The organism is Flavobacterium sp. FG19 (assembly GCF_057809475.1).
Window position 1 is genome coordinate 65107 of record NZ_JBMDKA010000018.1, and the last position, 16314, is coordinate 81420.

Consider the following 16314-nt stretch of genomic DNA (forward strand, 5'->3'; position numbering starts at 1 on the left):
TTTGGGAAATGTTTTTAGTTTTTTGCTTTTAATTTAGAGCTTTAAAAATATTTTTTTGTAAGATAAGTATGGGTTGTTTTTATTGTTGTTATATTTGGTCTTAATTTTAGCATTATGAATAAAATAATAGTTTTCGGGATTTTTTTCTTGTTTAACAGCTTTTTAATTATGGCTCAAAAAGCTCAAATAACAAAGGTAGTAGTAGATAAATTGTCAAAAATACCTTTGGATAAGGTTAGTGTTTATAATGAGAAAGATAATTCATTAACGAATAGAGAAGGAGCATTCTCTTTTATTTCAGACAACGAGAATATCAACTTTAGTTTAATTGGTTATGAGGATTTAAAAACAAGTCTGCAGCAGATAAAAAATCAGGATACTATTTTTTTACAAAGTAAAATGATTGAACTCGATGAAGTTGTGGTTGGTCAGGAATTAGCAATATTAAAAAAAGCATACTCTAAATTAAAAGAAAACTATATTTTAGAGCCTTATCATGAAAACTTCTTCTTAAGATGTATTTTAAAGAGAGATAATAAAATGGCTAGATTACAGGATATTTATGGAAAAGTATCCAGAAAAAGTATTTTTAAAACCAAAAGTCAGCCGGATAATAAATGCAAAGTAGAGGTTTTGAATATGAGAAAAGTGGGTATTTCCGAAAAATCGGATATTGTTTATTTTAAATTTCAAAGCTTTGAAAAACTATTTGATTTAAATGCACTAATTTATATAGTGCCTGATGAATTTGAGTTAACTCAGGAAAAAAATATAGCAGAGGATTATTATAAAATTAGTTTTATCAAAAAAGAAGTCAATTCGATGAGGCAGAGAACCAGCGGCTATTTTGTGATTAATAAGTCAGATTTTGCTATAGTGGAAACTTATTTTGATTTTTATGATGATCCGGAAAAAGTGCCTTACAGTAAAGATGGCAAGGCAGAATATAAAACAAGCAGTTTTAAGAGAACAACTAACTATAAAAAAAATGCCTCCATTGGTAAATATTATTTAAACAATTCCAATTCTGATGTTAAAGTAGAACTTCTTGGCAGTGAGAAGATAAAAACAGCAGCTTATGATTATTCGACGGAGTATTTTGTAACCAATAGTTGTATTGCAGAAAAAGCAAACTCGAATTTATCTATGGATAAAGATATCTTTAAAGTAAAATTTCCATACTCGGAACAATTTTGGAAAAGCCAGAATCAACTGCCATTGACAGCTGAATTGAAAGACTTTCTAAAGAGAGTTTCAGAAAGAAAAGAGAATAAAAAAGAGTTTGAAGTAGTTGGAAACTTCTAAGAGTTGAATCAAATAATGTAGTTAATTCTAAAATAGTTTTAGTTAATTTGCATTAATTATGAAATCACAGCATCAGGTCGTTTTATCTATAGGCAGCAATCAGGGAAACCGGTTAGAAAACATTGAAAAATGTATTCGTTTGATACATCAGGAAGTGGGAACAGTAATCCGGGTTTCAAAGCTGTATGAAACACCCGCCTGGGGGTTTGAAAGTGATGCTTTTTATAATTGTGCACTGCTTTTGCATACTGATTCATCGGCACAGAAAATATTAAATCAGGTTTTAAAAGTCGAAAAACAATTAGGCCGGATCCGCTCTAATCAGCAAGGTTACCAATCCCGTATTATTGATGTCGATGTGATTGTTTTTGATGATGAAGTTATTGAAACCGAGAAGCTTCATATTCCGCATCCTTTAATGCAGAACCGTAATTTTGTTTTACTGCCTTTGCAGGATTTGAAATTAGACTGGAAACATCCTGTTTTGCAAAAGACGGTTTCAGAATTGATTTTGGTTTCACCTGATGACAGCATTTGTACGATTGTTCAGGATTTACAAAGTCCGCTAAGCGAAATCAATCTGGCAAAATTTAATTATATCGCTTTTGAAGGCAATATTGGAGCCGGAAAAACAACGCTGGTTCATAAAATTGCTGATGATTTTAATGCTAAAACCGTACTGGAACGTTTTGCCGATAATCCGTTTCTGCCTAAATTTTACAAAGACCAAAACCGATATGCTTTTCCGCTGGAAATGTCGTTTCTGGCCGACCGTTACCAGCAGATATCCGATGATCTGGCACAGTTTGATTTGTTTAAAGATTTTATTGTAGCCGATTATCACGTTTTCAAATCGTTGATTTTCGCCAAGATTACACTGCAGGAAGACGAATACCGTTTGTACCGAAATTTATTTGATATCATTTACAAGGAAATGCCCAAACCGGATTTGTATGTGTACCTGTATCAGAATACCGAACGATTACTGCAGAACATCAAAAAAAGAGGACGGAATTACGAACAGAATATCGAAGCTGCTTATCTGGATAAAATCAATACCGGTTATCTGGAATATATAAAATCCCAAAAAGACCTGAACGTTTTGATTATCGATGTCTCCAATCGTGATTTTGTAAAAAGACAGGAAGATTATCTTTTTGTTCTTAATGAAATTGGAAAGAAGTTAGGGAAATAATCAAAAAAAGAGCCAGTCAGAATGATTTGTTTTTTTATTACCTCCAATCCTGATTGACTCATTTTCTAATTTAAAAGTTATCTTTTTAAAGTAAAGTGCCCCCTTAAAACAGGCTGGGAATCGTCTATTTTTAAAGCGTACCAGTAGTCTGAGGTCGGCATTGGCATTTTGTCAAAAGTCCCGTCCCAGCTCATTCTTGATCCTTTTAACTGTGCAATGAGTTTTCCGTAACGGTCAAATATAGTGACTTCGGCCTGTGGGTAATTTTCCATTCCGGTAACTTCCCATACATCATTAACAGAATCATTGTTGGGTGTAAAGAACGGAGGGAAAACAAGTACTACGAAACGCTGTACATCACCGCCGCATTCGTTTTTCTCCTGAACATAAGCCATTTGAAGTCCGCCGGGTACATCGTAAAAAATATTCGAATCCTGAAAATGAGTACCGTCTACCGAATATTCAAAATAAGGATTTTCTTTTTTCAGGTAAATTACAACCCGGGTTCCGTTGACATCAATTCTGCTGATTTCGGGTACCTGATGTTCTTCAACAATAATAGTTTTTGTGCTGGTACAGCTTTCCGGTGCGGGACTGGTAACATCTACGGTATAAGTACCGGGCTGAGAAACAGTAATACTTTGCTCTTCACTGCCGTTAGACCATTTATAACGCATTCCTGAGATTCCGGCATCTAAGTCCACGCTTTTAAACTGGCATAATGTAACCGTTTCGTTAGTAACAGCAGGCGGGGTATAAATTTCAACAGGTACAGGTAGGCGATTTGGATTGATGCAGCCTGCGTTAGAGGCCTCGGCATAATATGTGGTATTGGCGGAAATAACAGGTGTTGTAAAGTTGTTTCCCAGATGTATACTGGTGCCTCCGGCCGGCGTTGTAAACCAGTTAATATTTCCAATATTGGAACTGGCGCTAAGTGTTAATGATCCGGGGCCGCAATGGGGATAAGTACTTTGTCCTGCAATTGGATCAGCCGGAGTTGTATTTACCACAGCGGTAACTGATTTTCGGTTTGATTCACAACCCGCATCAACATAGTAAGTAGTTGTCGTGCTAATTATTGGTGTAGTGTATGTGTTTCCGGTTCCTAATACTGTACCGCCTGCAGCGGCATCATACCAGCGAACAACTGCGCCGCCTGATGCTGTGGCTGTAAAGGTAAAAGTTCCCGAGTCACAAGCCGGGGCAGGATTTGTAGAAGGTACAGCGACAGGGATTGTAATTTTGGTACTGGCTGCAATTTCTAAGGGAGTTTCACCGGGCATTCCGCCATATTCAACTACATATCCTTTAGGCTGGTAATTGTCTCCGGGAGTTAAAGAACCGGTGTTGGACAAATCATTCCAGGAGCCTCTGATTCCGACTCCGGGCTGTGTAATATGCGCATAATTTTCATTGCCCTGATTATTAGGTTCACCGCTGTTCCAAAAAGCATAGTTAGGTGTTGATCCGTTTGGCCCGCCGTTCCAGAAAACAGTTCCGGTTTCAGGACCGGTAACCCATTTCCAGACACCTTCGGTTTCGGCATCGCTTCCGCCAATCCATCCCGTTCCGGAGGCTTGTTCGCCAATTAATTTAGCTTCATCGGCAGATAATATAGTGGCTAAATAGCCCTGAAGTCCGTAGTATGTACTGGCTTCTGCGGCAGCTTTGGCATTCGTCCAGGTAATGCCAATGTTGGGAATAAATAAGTAGTAATGTCCGGTTGAAGGCAGATAATTTGCCTGACCAATTGTAATTGAAAAAGTTCTGGTTCCTGATGCAGCTGTTGAAGAATTTCTAAAAACAACATCTTTAACGGCATTTTCCAGATCAGAATATAAAACATCGGCTCCTCCGGGACCTGCTAAAGTTAATTTTCCGGCCGTTGCGTCCCAGGTCGTTATTATACCGGGGTGTGAAGCTGCATTTGAAAGTGAAAGCTGATCCAGACCATTGGAGTAACCAGATGAGATCTGGATGTAAACTGCCTTGGTTCCTGTTTCTGCAATATCATGTGTAATCGAAAAGTCGGTTGTAATTTTTAGGGTACTGTCAGGACAATATAACTGATCTCCGACTGCTTTAACAACAGGAGCAGTTGTTGAGGAAGGTCTGCTGCAGTCGTTTGAGTATTTTGCTGTATTTTCCTTAAAAGCGGTCCAGTTTGCATTTGAGTAAGCCTCATCATCTACCTGAATACAATTAAGATTTGGATTAGAAACAAAACTCTTGTTGTAAAGCAGTGTATTGTTACCGTTTTTTAAATCTAAAGAAGTTAGAGGATTGTTTTGGCAGAAAAGAGTGATAAGTTTAGGATTTTTAGAAACATCTAAAGAACTTAATGAAGTATTGCTGCAATATAATTGAATTAACTTAGGATTTTTAGAGAGATCAATATCTGAAATATTTGTAGAGGAAAAATTTAATAGCTCTAAGACAGTGTTTTTTGTGAGGTTTATATTTGAAATTGTATTGTTGGCAATACTTAAGTTGTTTAATTTTAAATTTTTGCTGACATCAATACTGGTTAATGGATTGCTGGCCACATCCAAAACAGACAGCTGGATGTTTTTAGAAACATCCAGCGAGCTTATTTTGTTACTGTTTATTGTTAAAGTTTGTAATGCGAGATTGTTACTGACATCTAAACCTGATATTGGGTTTACATCACACATTATGCTTCTAATAATGGTGTTTTTACTAACATCCAGACTGTTTAATTTGTTGAAACCGCAGGATAAAACTTCTAATTTTAGATTTTTAGTGATATCAAGATTGGTTAACTCATTATAAGAAAAGCTTAAATTGAGTAGTGAAGTATTTTTTGAAACATCTATAGAAGTCAGCTTATTTCTGTCAAAGCTTAAATATTTTAAGGCAGTATTTTTGGTTACATCTAAAATGGTAAGATTATTTTGAGAGCAATTAAAATTATATAAAAATATATTGTTAGAAATGTCTATGCTGTTTAGTTTGTTGCCAGCTAAATGTAATTCGGTAAGATTTGTATTTTTTGAAACATCAAGGCTTGTCAGGTTGTTGTAATAACAATTCAAAAAAATGATTTTTAAATTTTTAGTGAGGTCTAAACTGCTGATTTTATTATTTAGATTTGGGTCGTTATTGATTACACCAAGATCCAGATATTCTAGATTCACGAAATCTTCAATTCCGGTTAGATCAGATATGTTTTTACCTCGTAGTTCTAAAGATTTTAAAGTACTGACATTCGCGGTAAGAACCCTGCCGTCAACAATACCCGTATCAATGTTCAAATCGATTAGTGCCTGCTCAAAATTACGATCAGGAATAGAAGTATATTGAGCAGATACAATAAAATGGAATAAGAATAAAAAGAATAAAAAAGCTCTTTTTGTAAAATTGATATTTTTCATTTCATAAAAGTATCAATTTTATAATAATAAAAAAATATATTTAAATTTCTAACAATTAAAGTTGTAAAAAGCTTTTAAAATCACAGTTTATTGAGAATTGTTTTTTTTAGCTGTTAGGCCAGTTTAGTTTTTGAAACAAATCCCAGACTACGATTCCGGCACTAACGGAAATGTTCAGCGAGTGTTTGGTGCCCAGCTGCGGAATCTCAATACAGCCATCGCAAACTGCAACGGCTTCCTGCGCTACGCCATAAACCTCGTTTCCAAAAACCAGTGCGTATTTCTGATTTTTTTCGACTTTAAAATCCTGAAGAAAAACAGCACTTTCAACCTGTTCAATAGCCATTGTCAGTACCTTTTCCTTTTTAAGATTTTCGATGACTTCCAATACATTTTCATGATGTTCCCAGGCAACCGTTTCAGTGGCGCCAAGAGCGGTTTTGTGGATTTCTTTATTAGGAGGGACAGCTGTTATACCGCATAAGATAATCTTCTCTATTAAAAAAGCGTCGGCAGTTCTAAATACAGAGCCAATATTATGCAGACTTCGAATATCGTCCAAAACAAGGATTAAAGGTGTTTTTTCCGATTTTTTAAAATCTTCAATTGATTTTCGCTCCAGTTCGCTGTTTTCAAGTTTTCTCATGGGTGTAAATTGAGGGTATAAAAAAAGCTTCCAAAGATAAGGAAGCTTTTTTAATTATTTACTTGTTTTTCAGATTAGCTTTTAACCGGATCTGCTAAAACGGTACCTTTAATTGTAAGTACTTTTGTTGGCTGTCCTTCAGCGTTAGAAGTAACAGTTACTGTTTTAGTGAAAGCACCCACTCTGTCTGTAGCATATTTTACACCAATAATACCTTTAGCTCCCGGAGCAATTGGCTCTTTTGGAGTTGTAGGTACTGTACAGCCGCAAGAACCTTGAGTGTTGGTAATGATTAACGGTTTTGTTCCGTTGTTAACAAAAACGAATTCACGTTTTCCGTCAGCATTGTGAGCAATTGTTCCGTAATCAATAGTTTCAGTTTCAAAAAGCATTCCTGCTCCTTCTACTTTAGCCACTTTGGCAGCTTTCGCTTTTTTAGTAGTTTGTGCATTAGAAGCTGTAATACCAGCTACAGCTAACATAGCGAATAAAATTATTTTTTTCATCTTTTAGGGTCTTTTATTGATGAACAAATCTAGGTAAAAATCTTAAATGTGGGCTTAAAAATATCTTAAAATATTTTAATTTTTGAAGCTCTTCGATATTCCTTTAAAATATTATAAATTCGCTGTCTTATTTTTTCATTTAAAACATTACAATTTGGCAGCGAAAGAGAAAGTGGCGAAAGAAACGCCTTTGATGAAACAGTACAACGAAATCAAGAGAAAATATCCTGATGCCTGTCTGCTTTTCAGAGTAGGGGATTTCTATGAAACCTTTGGAGAAGATGCTATCAGATCTTCTAAAATCTTGGGTATTACTTTAACCAAGAGAGGAGCAGGTTCTGATACCGAAACCGCACTGGCCGGTTTTCCGCATCATTCTATTAATACCTATCTGCCAAAACTGGTCAAGGCGGGACTTCGTGTAGCGATCTGCGATCAGCTGGAAGATCCTAAAATGACTAAAACCATCGTAAAACGAGGTGTTACAGAACTCGTAACTCCCGGAGTTTCCTTAAACGATGAAGTGCTGCAGTCCAAAACAAACAACTTTTTAGCATCGCTTTGTTTTGCTAATAAAAATATCGGGGTTTCTTTTTTAGATGTTTCAACAGGAGAGTTTTTAACAGCTCAGGGAAATGCCGAGTATGTAGATAAACTGCTTCAGAATTTCAGTCCGAGTGAGGTTTTGGTGCCAAAAAACTGTAAAAACGAGTTCAAAGAAGCTTTTGGTGAAGATTTTCACAGTTTTTATCTGGAAGACTGGATTTATAAAGAAGATTATGCCTTAGAAACACTAACCAAGCATTTTCAGACCAATTCCTTAAAAGGTTTTGGAGTTGAAGAGCTCAGGGAGGGGATTATTTCTGCCGGGGCTATTCTGTATTATCTTGGGGAAACACAGCATAATAAAATACAGCATATTACTACGATTCAGCGTATTGCCGAAGATGCTTATGTCTGGATGGATCGTTTTACCATTAGAAATTTAGAATTATATCACAGCTATAATCCTAATGCGGTAACGCTTCTGGATGTGATAGACAGGACGCTTTCGCCTATGGGAGGCCGTTTGCTGAAAAGATGGCTGGCCCTGCCGTTAAAAGATCCAAATAAAATTAAAGGGCGTCATAATGTAGTTGCTTATCTGCAGTCTAATCCTCAGGTACTGCAGGATATTCAGTATCAGATTAAACAGATTTCAGATCTGGAGCGTTTGATTTCTAAGATAGCAGCGGGAAAAGTTTCTCCCCGTGAAGTAGTGTATTTAAGAGAATCACTGGATGCTATTGTGCCGATCAAAACTTTGGCACTTGAAAGTCCGCAGGAAGCAGTAAAAGTTATTGGAGACAGCCTGCATTCCTGTGATTTACTTAGAGAGAAGATCAAAACTACTTTAAACCAGGATGCGCCTGTTGCTGTTGCAAAAGGAAATGCGATTGCTTCGGGGATCAATGAAGAGTTAGATGAATTAAGAGCTATTTCTACCTCCGGAAAAGAATTTTTGGAAGGCATTGAAAGAAGAGAATCGGAAAGAACCGGTATTTCGTCTTTAAAAATAGCATTCAATAATGTTTTCGGATATTATATAGAAGTCAGAAATACGCATAAAGACAAAGTTCCTGAAGAATGGATTCGTAAGCAGACTCTGGTAAATGCAGAGCGTTATATTACCGAAGAGCTGAAAGAATATGAAACGAAGATTCTGGGGGCGGAAGAAAGAATTTATAAAATTGAAACGGAGCTTTTTGAACAATTAGTAATCTGGATAGGAACTTATATCAAACAAGTTCAGATGAACGCTTATCTGGTGGCTCAGTTAGACTGTTTATGTTCGTTTACACAAATGGCAGTTGAAAATCAGTACGTATGTCCGGAAATTGACGATACATTTGAACTGGACATTAGAAACGGAAGACACCCGGTAATAGAAAAGCAGTTACCGGTTGGAACGCCCTATATCGCTAATGATGTTTATCTTGATAGAGAAACCCAGCAGATTATTATGATTACCGGACCTAACATGTCGGGTAAGTCTGCTATTTTAAGACAAACGGCTTTAATTGTGCTTTTGGCGCAAATGGGAAGTTTTGTTCCTGCTGATAGTGTCAGAATGGGAATTGTAGATAAGATTTTTACCAGAGTAGGGGCTTCTGATAATATTTCTATGGGTGAATCTACTTTTATGGTAGAAATGAATGAAACTGCTTCAATTTTGAATAATCTTTCAGACCGCAGTCTGGTGTTGTTAGATGAAATTGGAAGAGGAACCAGTACGTATGACGGAATCTCGATTGCGTGGGCGATTGCTGAATTTTTACATGAACATCCGGGAAGAGCCAAAACATTGTTTGCAACCCACTATCATGAGTTGAATGAGATGACAGAATTGCTTCCTAGAATACAAAATTATAATGTTGCAGTAAAAGAATTAAAAGACACGGTTCTTTTTGTTAGAAAGCTTGTAAAAGGTGGTAGTGCACATAGTTTTGGTATTCATGTGGCTAAAATGGCGGGAATGCCGCAGCTGGTTATTTCAAAAGCACAGAAATTGTTAAAGAAGCTGGAAAAAGATCACTCGGGAGATGCTCTGAACGGAATAAAGTCTTCTAACGATGAAATGCAGATGAGTTTCTTTAATCTGGATGATCCTTTGCTGGAAGAAATAAAAGAAGAAATTTTAAGCCTTGATATTAATGCGATCACTCCGGTTGAAGCCTTGATGAAGCTGAATGAGATCAAGAGAATGCTGGCTAAAAAATAAAATCTGAAAATTTTCAAGTTTAAAGTTTAGGTTATCAGAATGTTATAAAATAAGAGGATTTTTTTTTATAAAAACGCTTGTTTAATTGAATAAATGTCCTAAATTTGCACTCGCAATACGAAACAAATGAAGTGTTGCGGTTCTTAAACAGAATTTGAAAATGCGAAAATAGCTCAGTTGGTAGAGCGCGACCTTGCCAAGGTCGAGGTCGCGGGTTCGAGCCCCGTTTTTCGCTCAAAACCATACAATGCTCGGATGGTGAAATTGGTAGACACGCTGGACTTAAAATCCAGTGAACAGCAATGTTCGTGCGGGTTCAAGTCCCGCTCTGAGTACTAAAGCCTCTTCTTTTGAAGAGGCTTTTTTTATTTGCGGACTTGCAGGTGATAAATTTACGCAGTAAATTTATTAGGATCTCAGAATCTTGGGATTAAAAAAAATCAACAATCTAAAAATTTAAAATAATATAAATGGGTGCTTTTGTAATTAGCAGGCGGTTTAATGATGAATATAAGTTTGTGTTTACTTCGAGGAAGGGGAAGGTGATTTTTACGAGTTTGAGTTATGAGCTGCGGTTTGAGTGTGAGGAAGATATAGAGAAGTTTAAAGCGGCGATAGATCTTTCTAAATTTTTAAAGTTTAAAGGTTCTGGAGGGAAGTATTTTTTTAAGTTGATGTTTGATGGTGTTCACTTTGCTACGAGTCGAAAATATAGTACGGAGCTGCTTTTGCAGAAAGGGATAAAGGAGATTGTGAATTATGCTTCAAAGGCGGAGATTTTGGATTTTTCGTCAAATGAGGCGATTTTTGATGATGAAGAGCCGGTTTTAGAAGAAATGGAGGAGGAATAAAAAAAAAGCGTTCGTGATTACGAACGCTTTTTTTTATTGTACAGATCAGGTTGCGTTTGATCAAAAAAAAACCATCGAAATCGATGGTCTTAAAATCTTTAGAACTTATGTTCTAATTATTTTTTTACTTCTTCAGCAGCTTTAGTAGCTTCAGTAGCAGCAGAATCAACTTTTGCAGCAGCAGAATCAACAGTTGCAGCAGCAGAATCAACTACAGCAGCAGCAGAATCAACAGCAACAGCAGTAGAATCTACAGCTTCAGTAGCTGCAGCGTCAGCTTTTTTACAAGATACAACAGTTAATACAGCAACAACAGCTAAACTTAAAAATACTTTTTTCATCTTACTTTATTATAAAAGGTTAATTATTAATTCGTGGCAAAGATATAAATTTTTTAATATGTAAAATATTTTTTCACTTTTTTTTTAAAATATTTTCCTTGGCTCACGTTTATCTCATTTATCAAATAATATGCCAAAAGTATAAAATTTTCTTAAATTACTTAATGTTTTGTCTAAATATTTTTTTGTTGAATATTCTGTATCAAAATTGGGTGTTTTGTTTCTCTTAATTGCAGTATGTTTTGCTTTTTAAGAATTATTTATTGTTGGAAAAAAAACAAAAAAGACTTCATTTTTAGATTTTGGGCAGAATAAATGTTCTCAAATGTGCTTTTAAGATGCATTAATTTGTGAAATGGTTTTTATAATGGCCGCTGTTGCTCCTTTGTTATTTTGGATAAACAATTTGCAGATCATGCTCTTTTCAGTTAAAAAGGAAGAGTTAGTAAGTAAACGGTCTAAGGTTTCTTTTAATTCTGTAAAGTTAGAAATAGGCATACAGCCGCCAAGTCCCACCAGTGAAACAGCTTCGGCAAAATTGGAATAATTAGGGCCAATTACAATCGGGATTCCAAATGCAGCCGGTTCCAAAATATTATGTATTCCCGGGTTTCCAAATCCGCCTCCAACATAAGCTATCGTTCCATAGCTGTATATTTTAGTTAAGATTCCAACAGTATCAATAATAAAGACGTTATAAGCTGATAAGTCTTTGTTTTCTTTACCTGAAAATAGAACGGTTGATTTTGTAATTTGAGATTTAAGGTTTTCGATTTGATCTGTTTTGATATTGTGGGGTGCAATGATGAATTTTATATTATCTGGCGCCTGGTTGATGTATTCGGCAAGTAAAACTTCATCTTTTGGCCAGGAACTTCCAATTACAATTGTCTGCTGATTATTTTTAAAGTTTTTAATATAATCAAGTGAATTGTCTCTCTCTAAAATTGCTGCAACTCTGTCGAAACGCGTATCACCGGAAACAATTACATTATTAAAACCAATAGCGTTAATTTTTTGTTTTGAACTTTCATTTTGAACAAAAAAATAAGTGAAAGCTTTTAGGGCATTTCTGTAAAATCCGCCGTACCACTTAAAAAACATCTGGCTGTCCCTGAAAATACCGGAAATTAAATAAGTTGGGGTTTTGCTTTTTTCTAATTCATTCAAATAATTGAGCCAAAATTCGTATTTAATAAAAAAGGCAAGTTCGGGATGTACTAATTGTAAAAAACGTTTGGCGTTGCTTTTAGTGTCTAATGGGAGATAAATTGTAACATCGGCAACTGTGTTATTTTTACGCACTTCGTATCCGGAAGGTGAAAAAAAGGTTACAACTATTTTGTGTAAAGGATATTTTTCCTTGATTTTTTCAATAACCGGAAGTCCTTGTTCGTACTCGCCAAGTGAGGCAGAATGAAACCAGATGGTTTTATCTTCTGCTTTTATTTTTTCTTCTAATGTAGAAAATACGTTTTTTCGGCCTTCAGTAAAAAGCTTAATTTTCGGACTAAATAACGCTATGATTTTTAAGAAAAATCCTGCGGCATAAATGGTTAGATTGTATAAAAAAAGCATGCAATAATTTTTGCAGCTAAATTACATTTCTTTCTACTATTTTCATTGGTTTGAAGCTATTAATAACTATTTTTGTTCCTCCTTTTAGAGATTTCTGACTAAAACAGAGTCTTTAATTTAAACATTATTTAAAAATGAAAAAAATACAAATGGTTGACTTAAAAAGTCAATACGAAAAAATAAAATCTACTGTAGACGCTTCAATTCAGGAAGTTTTAGATACGAATACTTACATTAACGGACCATTAGTGCATCAGTTTCAAAAAAATCTTGAGGATTATTTAGGTGTAAAACACGTAATTCCTTGTGCCAACGGTACAGATGCTCTTCAGATTGCTATGATGGGACTGGATTTAAAACCAGGTGATGAAGTTATTACTGCCGATTTTACTTTTGCAGCAACGGTTGAGGTTATTGCACTATTGCAATTGACTCCGGTTTTGGTTGATGTTGATTTGCATAATATGAACATCGATATCGATGCGGTAAAAAAAGCAATTACTCCAAAAACAAAAGCAATTGTCCCGGTTCACTTATTTGGACGTGCAGCCAATATGGATGCTATTATGGAAATTGCCAAAGAGCATAATTTATATGTAATTGAAGATAATGCACAGGCAATTGGAGCTGATTATATTTCTAAATCCGGATCAAAAGTAAAAGTGGGTACAATTGGCCATGTTGCAGCAACTTCATTTTTTCCATCTAAAAACTTAGGCTGTTATGGAGACGGAGGAGCAATTTTTACAAATGACGATAAATTGGCTCACATTATCCGCGGAATAGTAAATCACGGAATGTACGAGCGTTACCATCATGATGTTGTAGGTGTGAATTCACGTTTAGACAGTATTCAGGCAGGAGTTTTAAATGCAAAATTGCCTTTGTTGGATGAATATAATAAAGCACGTCGTTTAGCGGCTGCAGAATATAACGCTGCTTTTGCAGGAAATGCGCATATCATTACGCCGGATTTTGATGCAAACGAAAATGATCACGTTTTTCATCAATATGTATTGAGAATTTTAGATGCCGACAGAAATGCTTTAATGCAGCATTTGCTGGATAAAGGAATTCCTTGTGCTATTTATTATCCAATTCCGCTGCATTCTCAAAAAGCCTATTTAGATCCTCGTTACAAAGAAGAGCAGTTTCCTGTTACGAATCAATTAGTGCAGGAAGTGATTGCTTTGCCAATGCATACGGAACTTGATGACGAGCAGATTAAATTTATTACAGATTCTGTTTTAGAATTTTTGAAGAAATAAAAATGAGAAGAGCAGGTCTTTTAATTTTAATAATCTTTTTTCAGTTTTCTGTTTTGGCACAAAAAAAGAATTCTAAAGAAGAGGACGCTGTTAGCAGTCAGGTTGAAATGTTGCGTCAGGCAATGATCAATGCTGATGGCGCAAAATTGAAAGCATTAACATCAGATCAGCTGTCGTATGTTCATTCTAATGGTAATTTTCAAAACCAGGCTGAGTTTATTGAGGGGATAGTCAGCAGAAAATCGAATTTTGTATCGATTGATCTGCAAAACCAAACAATAAGCATTCAGAACGATGCTGCCATTGTGCGGCATGTTTTGGCGGCTCATACCAAAGATGAGGGCATCGATAAAGATATAAAAATAGGAATAATGCTGGTTTGGCAGAAACAAAAAAACAAATGGATTTTAATTGCCAGACAAGCTTATAAATTAACTACATAAAAAATAACCGAAAAATGAAAGTATTAGTAACGGGAGGCTTAGGTTTTATAGGTTCTCACACCGTAGTCGAATTGCAAAATGAAGGCTATGAAGTAGTGATAATCGATAATCTTTCTAATTCTTCAGAAGATGTTTTAAAAGGAATTACAGCCATTACAGGAAAAACGCCTTTATTTGAAAAAATTGATTTAAGAGAAAAAAGTGCCGTTCAGGATTTCTTTAAAAAACATAATGATGTTACCGGAGTAATTCATTTTGCTGCTTCCAAAGCGGTTGGTGAAAGTGTTGAGCAGCCATTGTTGTATTATGAAAACAACATCAGCAGTTTAGTGTATTTATTGCAGGAACTGCAGCAAAAACCTGAAGCTAGTTTTATTTTCAGTTCGTCTTGTACGGTTTACGGTCAGGCCGAAAAAATGCCGATTACCGAAGATGCACCGGTTCAGGCAGCAATGTCTCCGTACGGAAATACGAAACAAATTGGTGAAGAGATCATTACAGATACTGCAAAAGTGACTAATATCAGTGCTATTTTATTACGTTACTTTAACCCGGTTGGAGCACACGAATCTGTTGAAATTGGAGAATTGCCATTGGGAGTTCCTCAGAATTTAGTTCCGTTTATCACACAAACCGGAGTAGGATTACGTCAGGAATTATCTGTTTTTGGAAATGATTATCCAACGCCGGACGGAACGGCAGTTCGTGATTATATTCATGTTGTTGATTTGGCAAAAGCACACGTAATTGCTTTACAAAGACTATTAAATAAAAAAAACTTAGCGAAAGTAGAAACTTTTAATCTTGGAACTGGAAAAGGAAGTTCGGTACTGGAAGTGATTCATAGTTTTGAAAAAGTCAGCGATAAAAAACTGCCATATAAGATGATGCCTCGTCGCGAAGGTGATATTACTGAAGCATACGCAAATACAGATAAGGCAAATAATGTTTTAGGATGGAAGGCTGAACTAAGTTTAGACGAAGCAATGGCAAGTGCCTGGAAATGGGAACAAAAGGTGAGGAATAAATAAGCATCTTAGTTAAAATTATAAAATTTTAAGATCCCAAATTATAGCATTATAATTTGGGATTTTTTTTAGCATAGTAATGATCATGAAACAAAATTTAGATTACAAATTAATATTTGCCCTAGCGGCTGTTGGAATTATTTGGGGAACAACCTTTTTGGGAATTAGAGTTGCAGTTGAAACTATTCCGCCCTGGTTTGTAACTTCAATCCGTCAGGGGTTGGCGGGAATTATCATGATGATAATTTTATTGTTTAAAAAGGAAATGAAATGGATTGGCTGGGAAAATTTAAAACATCAGCTTGTTCCTTCTATTTTGATGATTGTAGTGGCAAATGGTTTTACCACCGTTGCAGAACAGACTGTGCCAAGCGGACTGGCTTCGGTAATTAGTGCTATGTCTCCGATACTTATTTTTCTGGGCAGTATTTTATTTAAATTGCAAAAACCAAGTTTGAAAGGATTTATTGGGGTTGTAATAGGATTTTCGGGAGTCGTTTTTATATTTAAAGACGGACTGGGATCTTTTTTAGATGCCGATTACAGAATTGGAATGATGTTTATGGGATTTGCGATTTCTGCCTGGGCAGCAGGAACAATTTATACCAAACTACACGGGAATAAATCTAAAAATATAGTTCTTAATTTATTTTACCAATTTACAATCGCATCTTGTATTCAGATTGTTCTGGCATTTATTTTTTCGCCCACTATTGATGTGAATTTATGGAGTACAAAAAGTATTTTAGCGGCATTGTATCTGTCAATTTTTGGATCAGTAATTGCTTTTTTTAGTTATAATTATGCTTTGAAACACGTTACTCCGGTTCAGGTTTCTATTTTGGCGTATATCAATACCATAATTGCGGTGTTTTTTGGCTGGCTGATTTTGGATGAAAAAATTACAATCGATTTTATAATTGCAACAATCCTGATTATTTTGGGCGTTTTTATTATTAATTACAAAAAGAAAGAAAAGAAAACTTTGTAAATT

Annotated in this window: 13 protein-coding genes and 2 tRNA genes; 10 read left to right on the forward strand and 5 right to left on the reverse strand. The window is 35.5% G+C overall.

Features of this window, described 5'->3' with window-relative positions; all coding sequences use genetic code 11:
• Positions 1-114: 114 nt before the first annotated feature.
• Positions 115-1305, forward strand: a complete 1191-nt coding sequence (locus tag ACODST_RS17650) for a carboxypeptidase-like regulatory domain-containing protein (RefSeq protein WP_488933423.1) — start codon at positions 115-117, stop codon at positions 1303-1305.
• A 58-nt stretch (positions 1306-1363) separates the two neighbouring features.
• Positions 1364-2500, forward strand: a complete 1137-nt coding sequence (folK, locus tag ACODST_RS17655; RefSeq protein WP_488933424.1) for a 2-amino-4-hydroxy-6-hydroxymethyldihydropteridine diphosphokinase — start codon at positions 1364-1366, stop codon at positions 2498-2500.
• Between the two features lie 77 nt (positions 2501-2577).
• On the opposite strand, the gene ACODST_RS17660 is transcribed toward folK, so the two are convergent.
• From ACODST_RS17660 to ACODST_RS17670, 3 genes are all read right to left on the reverse strand, one after another.
• The gene (locus ACODST_RS17660) at positions 2578-5898 is read right to left on the reverse strand and encodes an Ig-like domain-containing protein (protein WP_488933425.1); all 3321 of its coding nucleotides are present in this window, start codon (positions 5896-5898) and stop codon (positions 2578-2580) included.
• A gap of 106 nt (positions 5899-6004) precedes the next feature.
• Positions 6005-6544 carry an RNA methyltransferase gene (locus ACODST_RS17665; RefSeq protein WP_488933426.1) on the reverse strand — a complete coding sequence of 180 codons (540 nt, stop codon included), beginning with the start codon at positions 6542-6544 and terminating at the stop codon, positions 6005-6007.
• 74 nt (positions 6545-6618) lie between these two features.
• Positions 6619-7050 (reverse strand): DUF1573 domain-containing protein, encoded by a 432-nt coding sequence (locus ACODST_RS17670; RefSeq protein WP_488933427.1) that lies wholly within the window; start codon positions 7048-7050, stop codon positions 6619-6621.
• Between the two features lie 154 nt (positions 7051-7204).
• On the opposite strand from ACODST_RS17670, the gene mutS reads away from it, so the two are divergent.
• From mutS to ACODST_RS17690, 4 genes are all read left to right on the forward strand, one after another.
• Positions 7205-9811: a DNA mismatch repair protein MutS gene (mutS, locus tag ACODST_RS17675; RefSeq protein WP_488933428.1), complete on the forward strand. Its 2607-nt coding sequence runs from the start codon at positions 7205-7207 to the stop codon at positions 9809-9811.
• 162 nt (positions 9812-9973) lie between these two features.
• Positions 9974-10046, forward strand: a tRNA-Gly gene (locus ACODST_RS17680).
• 14 nt (positions 10047-10060) lie between these two features.
• Positions 10061-10146, forward strand: a tRNA-Leu gene (locus tag ACODST_RS17685).
• Positions 10147-10281: 135 nt separating this feature from the next.
• Positions 10282-10662: a DUF1508 domain-containing protein gene (locus ACODST_RS17690; protein WP_488933429.1), complete on the forward strand. Its 381-nt coding sequence runs from the start codon at positions 10282-10284 to the stop codon at positions 10660-10662.
• A gap of 116 nt (positions 10663-10778) precedes the next feature.
• Here the strand turns inward: ACODST_RS17690 and ACODST_RS17695 are convergent, their stop codons facing one another.
• Together ACODST_RS17695 and ACODST_RS17700 are read right to left on the reverse strand one after the other, a co-directional pair.
• Positions 10779-11003: a PG1828 family lipoprotein gene (locus tag ACODST_RS17695; protein ID WP_488933430.1), complete on the reverse strand. Its 225-nt coding sequence runs from the start codon at positions 11001-11003 to the stop codon at positions 10779-10781.
• A gap of 333 nt (positions 11004-11336) precedes the next feature.
• Positions 11337-12581, reverse strand: a complete 1245-nt coding sequence (locus tag ACODST_RS17700) for a 3-deoxy-D-manno-octulosonic acid transferase (RefSeq protein WP_488933431.1) — start codon at positions 12579-12581, stop codon at positions 11337-11339.
• Between the two features lie 134 nt (positions 12582-12715).
• On the opposite strand from ACODST_RS17700, the gene ACODST_RS17705 reads away from it, so the two are divergent.
• The 4 genes from ACODST_RS17705 to ACODST_RS17720 all read left to right on the forward strand — a co-directional run bounded on the left by ACODST_RS17705 (position 12716) and on the right by ACODST_RS17720 (position 16311).
• Positions 12716-13849, forward strand: a complete 1134-nt coding sequence (locus tag ACODST_RS17705) for a DegT/DnrJ/EryC1/StrS family aminotransferase (RefSeq protein ID WP_488933432.1) — start codon at positions 12716-12718, stop codon at positions 13847-13849.
• 2 nt (positions 13850-13851) lie between these two features.
• Positions 13852-14292 carry a nuclear transport factor 2 family protein gene (locus ACODST_RS17710; RefSeq protein ID WP_488933433.1) on the forward strand — a complete coding sequence of 147 codons (441 nt, stop codon included), beginning with the start codon at positions 13852-13854 and terminating at the stop codon, positions 14290-14292.
• 14 nt (positions 14293-14306) lie between these two features.
• Positions 14307-15323 carry a UDP-glucose 4-epimerase GalE gene (gene galE, locus ACODST_RS17715; RefSeq protein ID WP_488933434.1) on the forward strand — a complete coding sequence of 339 codons (1017 nt, stop codon included), beginning with the start codon at positions 14307-14309 and terminating at the stop codon, positions 15321-15323.
• 82 nt (positions 15324-15405) lie between these two features.
• Positions 15406-16311, forward strand: a complete 906-nt coding sequence (locus ACODST_RS17720; protein WP_488933435.1) for a DMT family transporter — start codon at positions 15406-15408, stop codon at positions 16309-16311.
• Positions 16312-16314: the final 3 nt, after the last annotated feature.

Excerpts from the sequence above, each read along its gene's own strand:
- ACODST_RS17705 (WP_488933432.1), top strand. The coding sequence starts at position 12,716 with ATGAAAAAAATACAAATGGTTGACTTAAAAAGTCAATACGAAAAAATA.
- ACODST_RS17720 (WP_488933435.1), top strand. The coding sequence starts at position 15,406 with ATGAAACAAAATTTAGATTACAAATTAATATTTGCCCTAGCGGCTGTT.
- galE (WP_488933434.1), top strand. The coding sequence starts at position 14,307 with ATGAAAGTATTAGTAACGGGAGGCTTAGGTTTTATAGGTTCTCACACC.
- ACODST_RS17650 (WP_488933423.1), top strand. The coding sequence starts at position 115 with ATGAATAAAATAATAGTTTTCGGGATTTTTTTCTTGTTTAACAGCTTT.
- ACODST_RS17660 (WP_488933425.1), bottom strand. The coding sequence starts at position 5,898 with ATGAAAAATATCAATTTTACAAAAAGAGCTTTTTTATTCTTTTTATTC.
- ACODST_RS17710 (WP_488933433.1), top strand. The coding sequence starts at position 13,852 with ATGAGAAGAGCAGGTCTTTTAATTTTAATAATCTTTTTTCAGTTTTCT.
- ACODST_RS17700 (WP_488933431.1), bottom strand. The coding sequence starts at position 12,581 with ATGCTTTTTTTATACAATCTAACCATTTATGCCGCAGGATTTTTCTTA.
- ACODST_RS17695 (WP_488933430.1), bottom strand. The coding sequence starts at position 11,003 with ATGAAAAAAGTATTTTTAAGTTTAGCTGTTGTTGCTGTATTAACTGTT.
- ACODST_RS17665 (WP_488933426.1), bottom strand. The coding sequence starts at position 6,544 with ATGAGAAAACTTGAAAACAGCGAACTGGAGCGAAAATCAATTGAAGAT.
- ACODST_RS17690 (WP_488933429.1), top strand. The coding sequence starts at position 10,282 with ATGGGTGCTTTTGTAATTAGCAGGCGGTTTAATGATGAATATAAGTTT.
- folK (WP_488933424.1), top strand. The coding sequence starts at position 1,364 with ATGAAATCACAGCATCAGGTCGTTTTATCTATAGGCAGCAATCAGGGA.
- ACODST_RS17670 (WP_488933427.1), bottom strand. The coding sequence starts at position 7,050 with ATGAAAAAAATAATTTTATTCGCTATGTTAGCTGTAGCTGGTATTACA.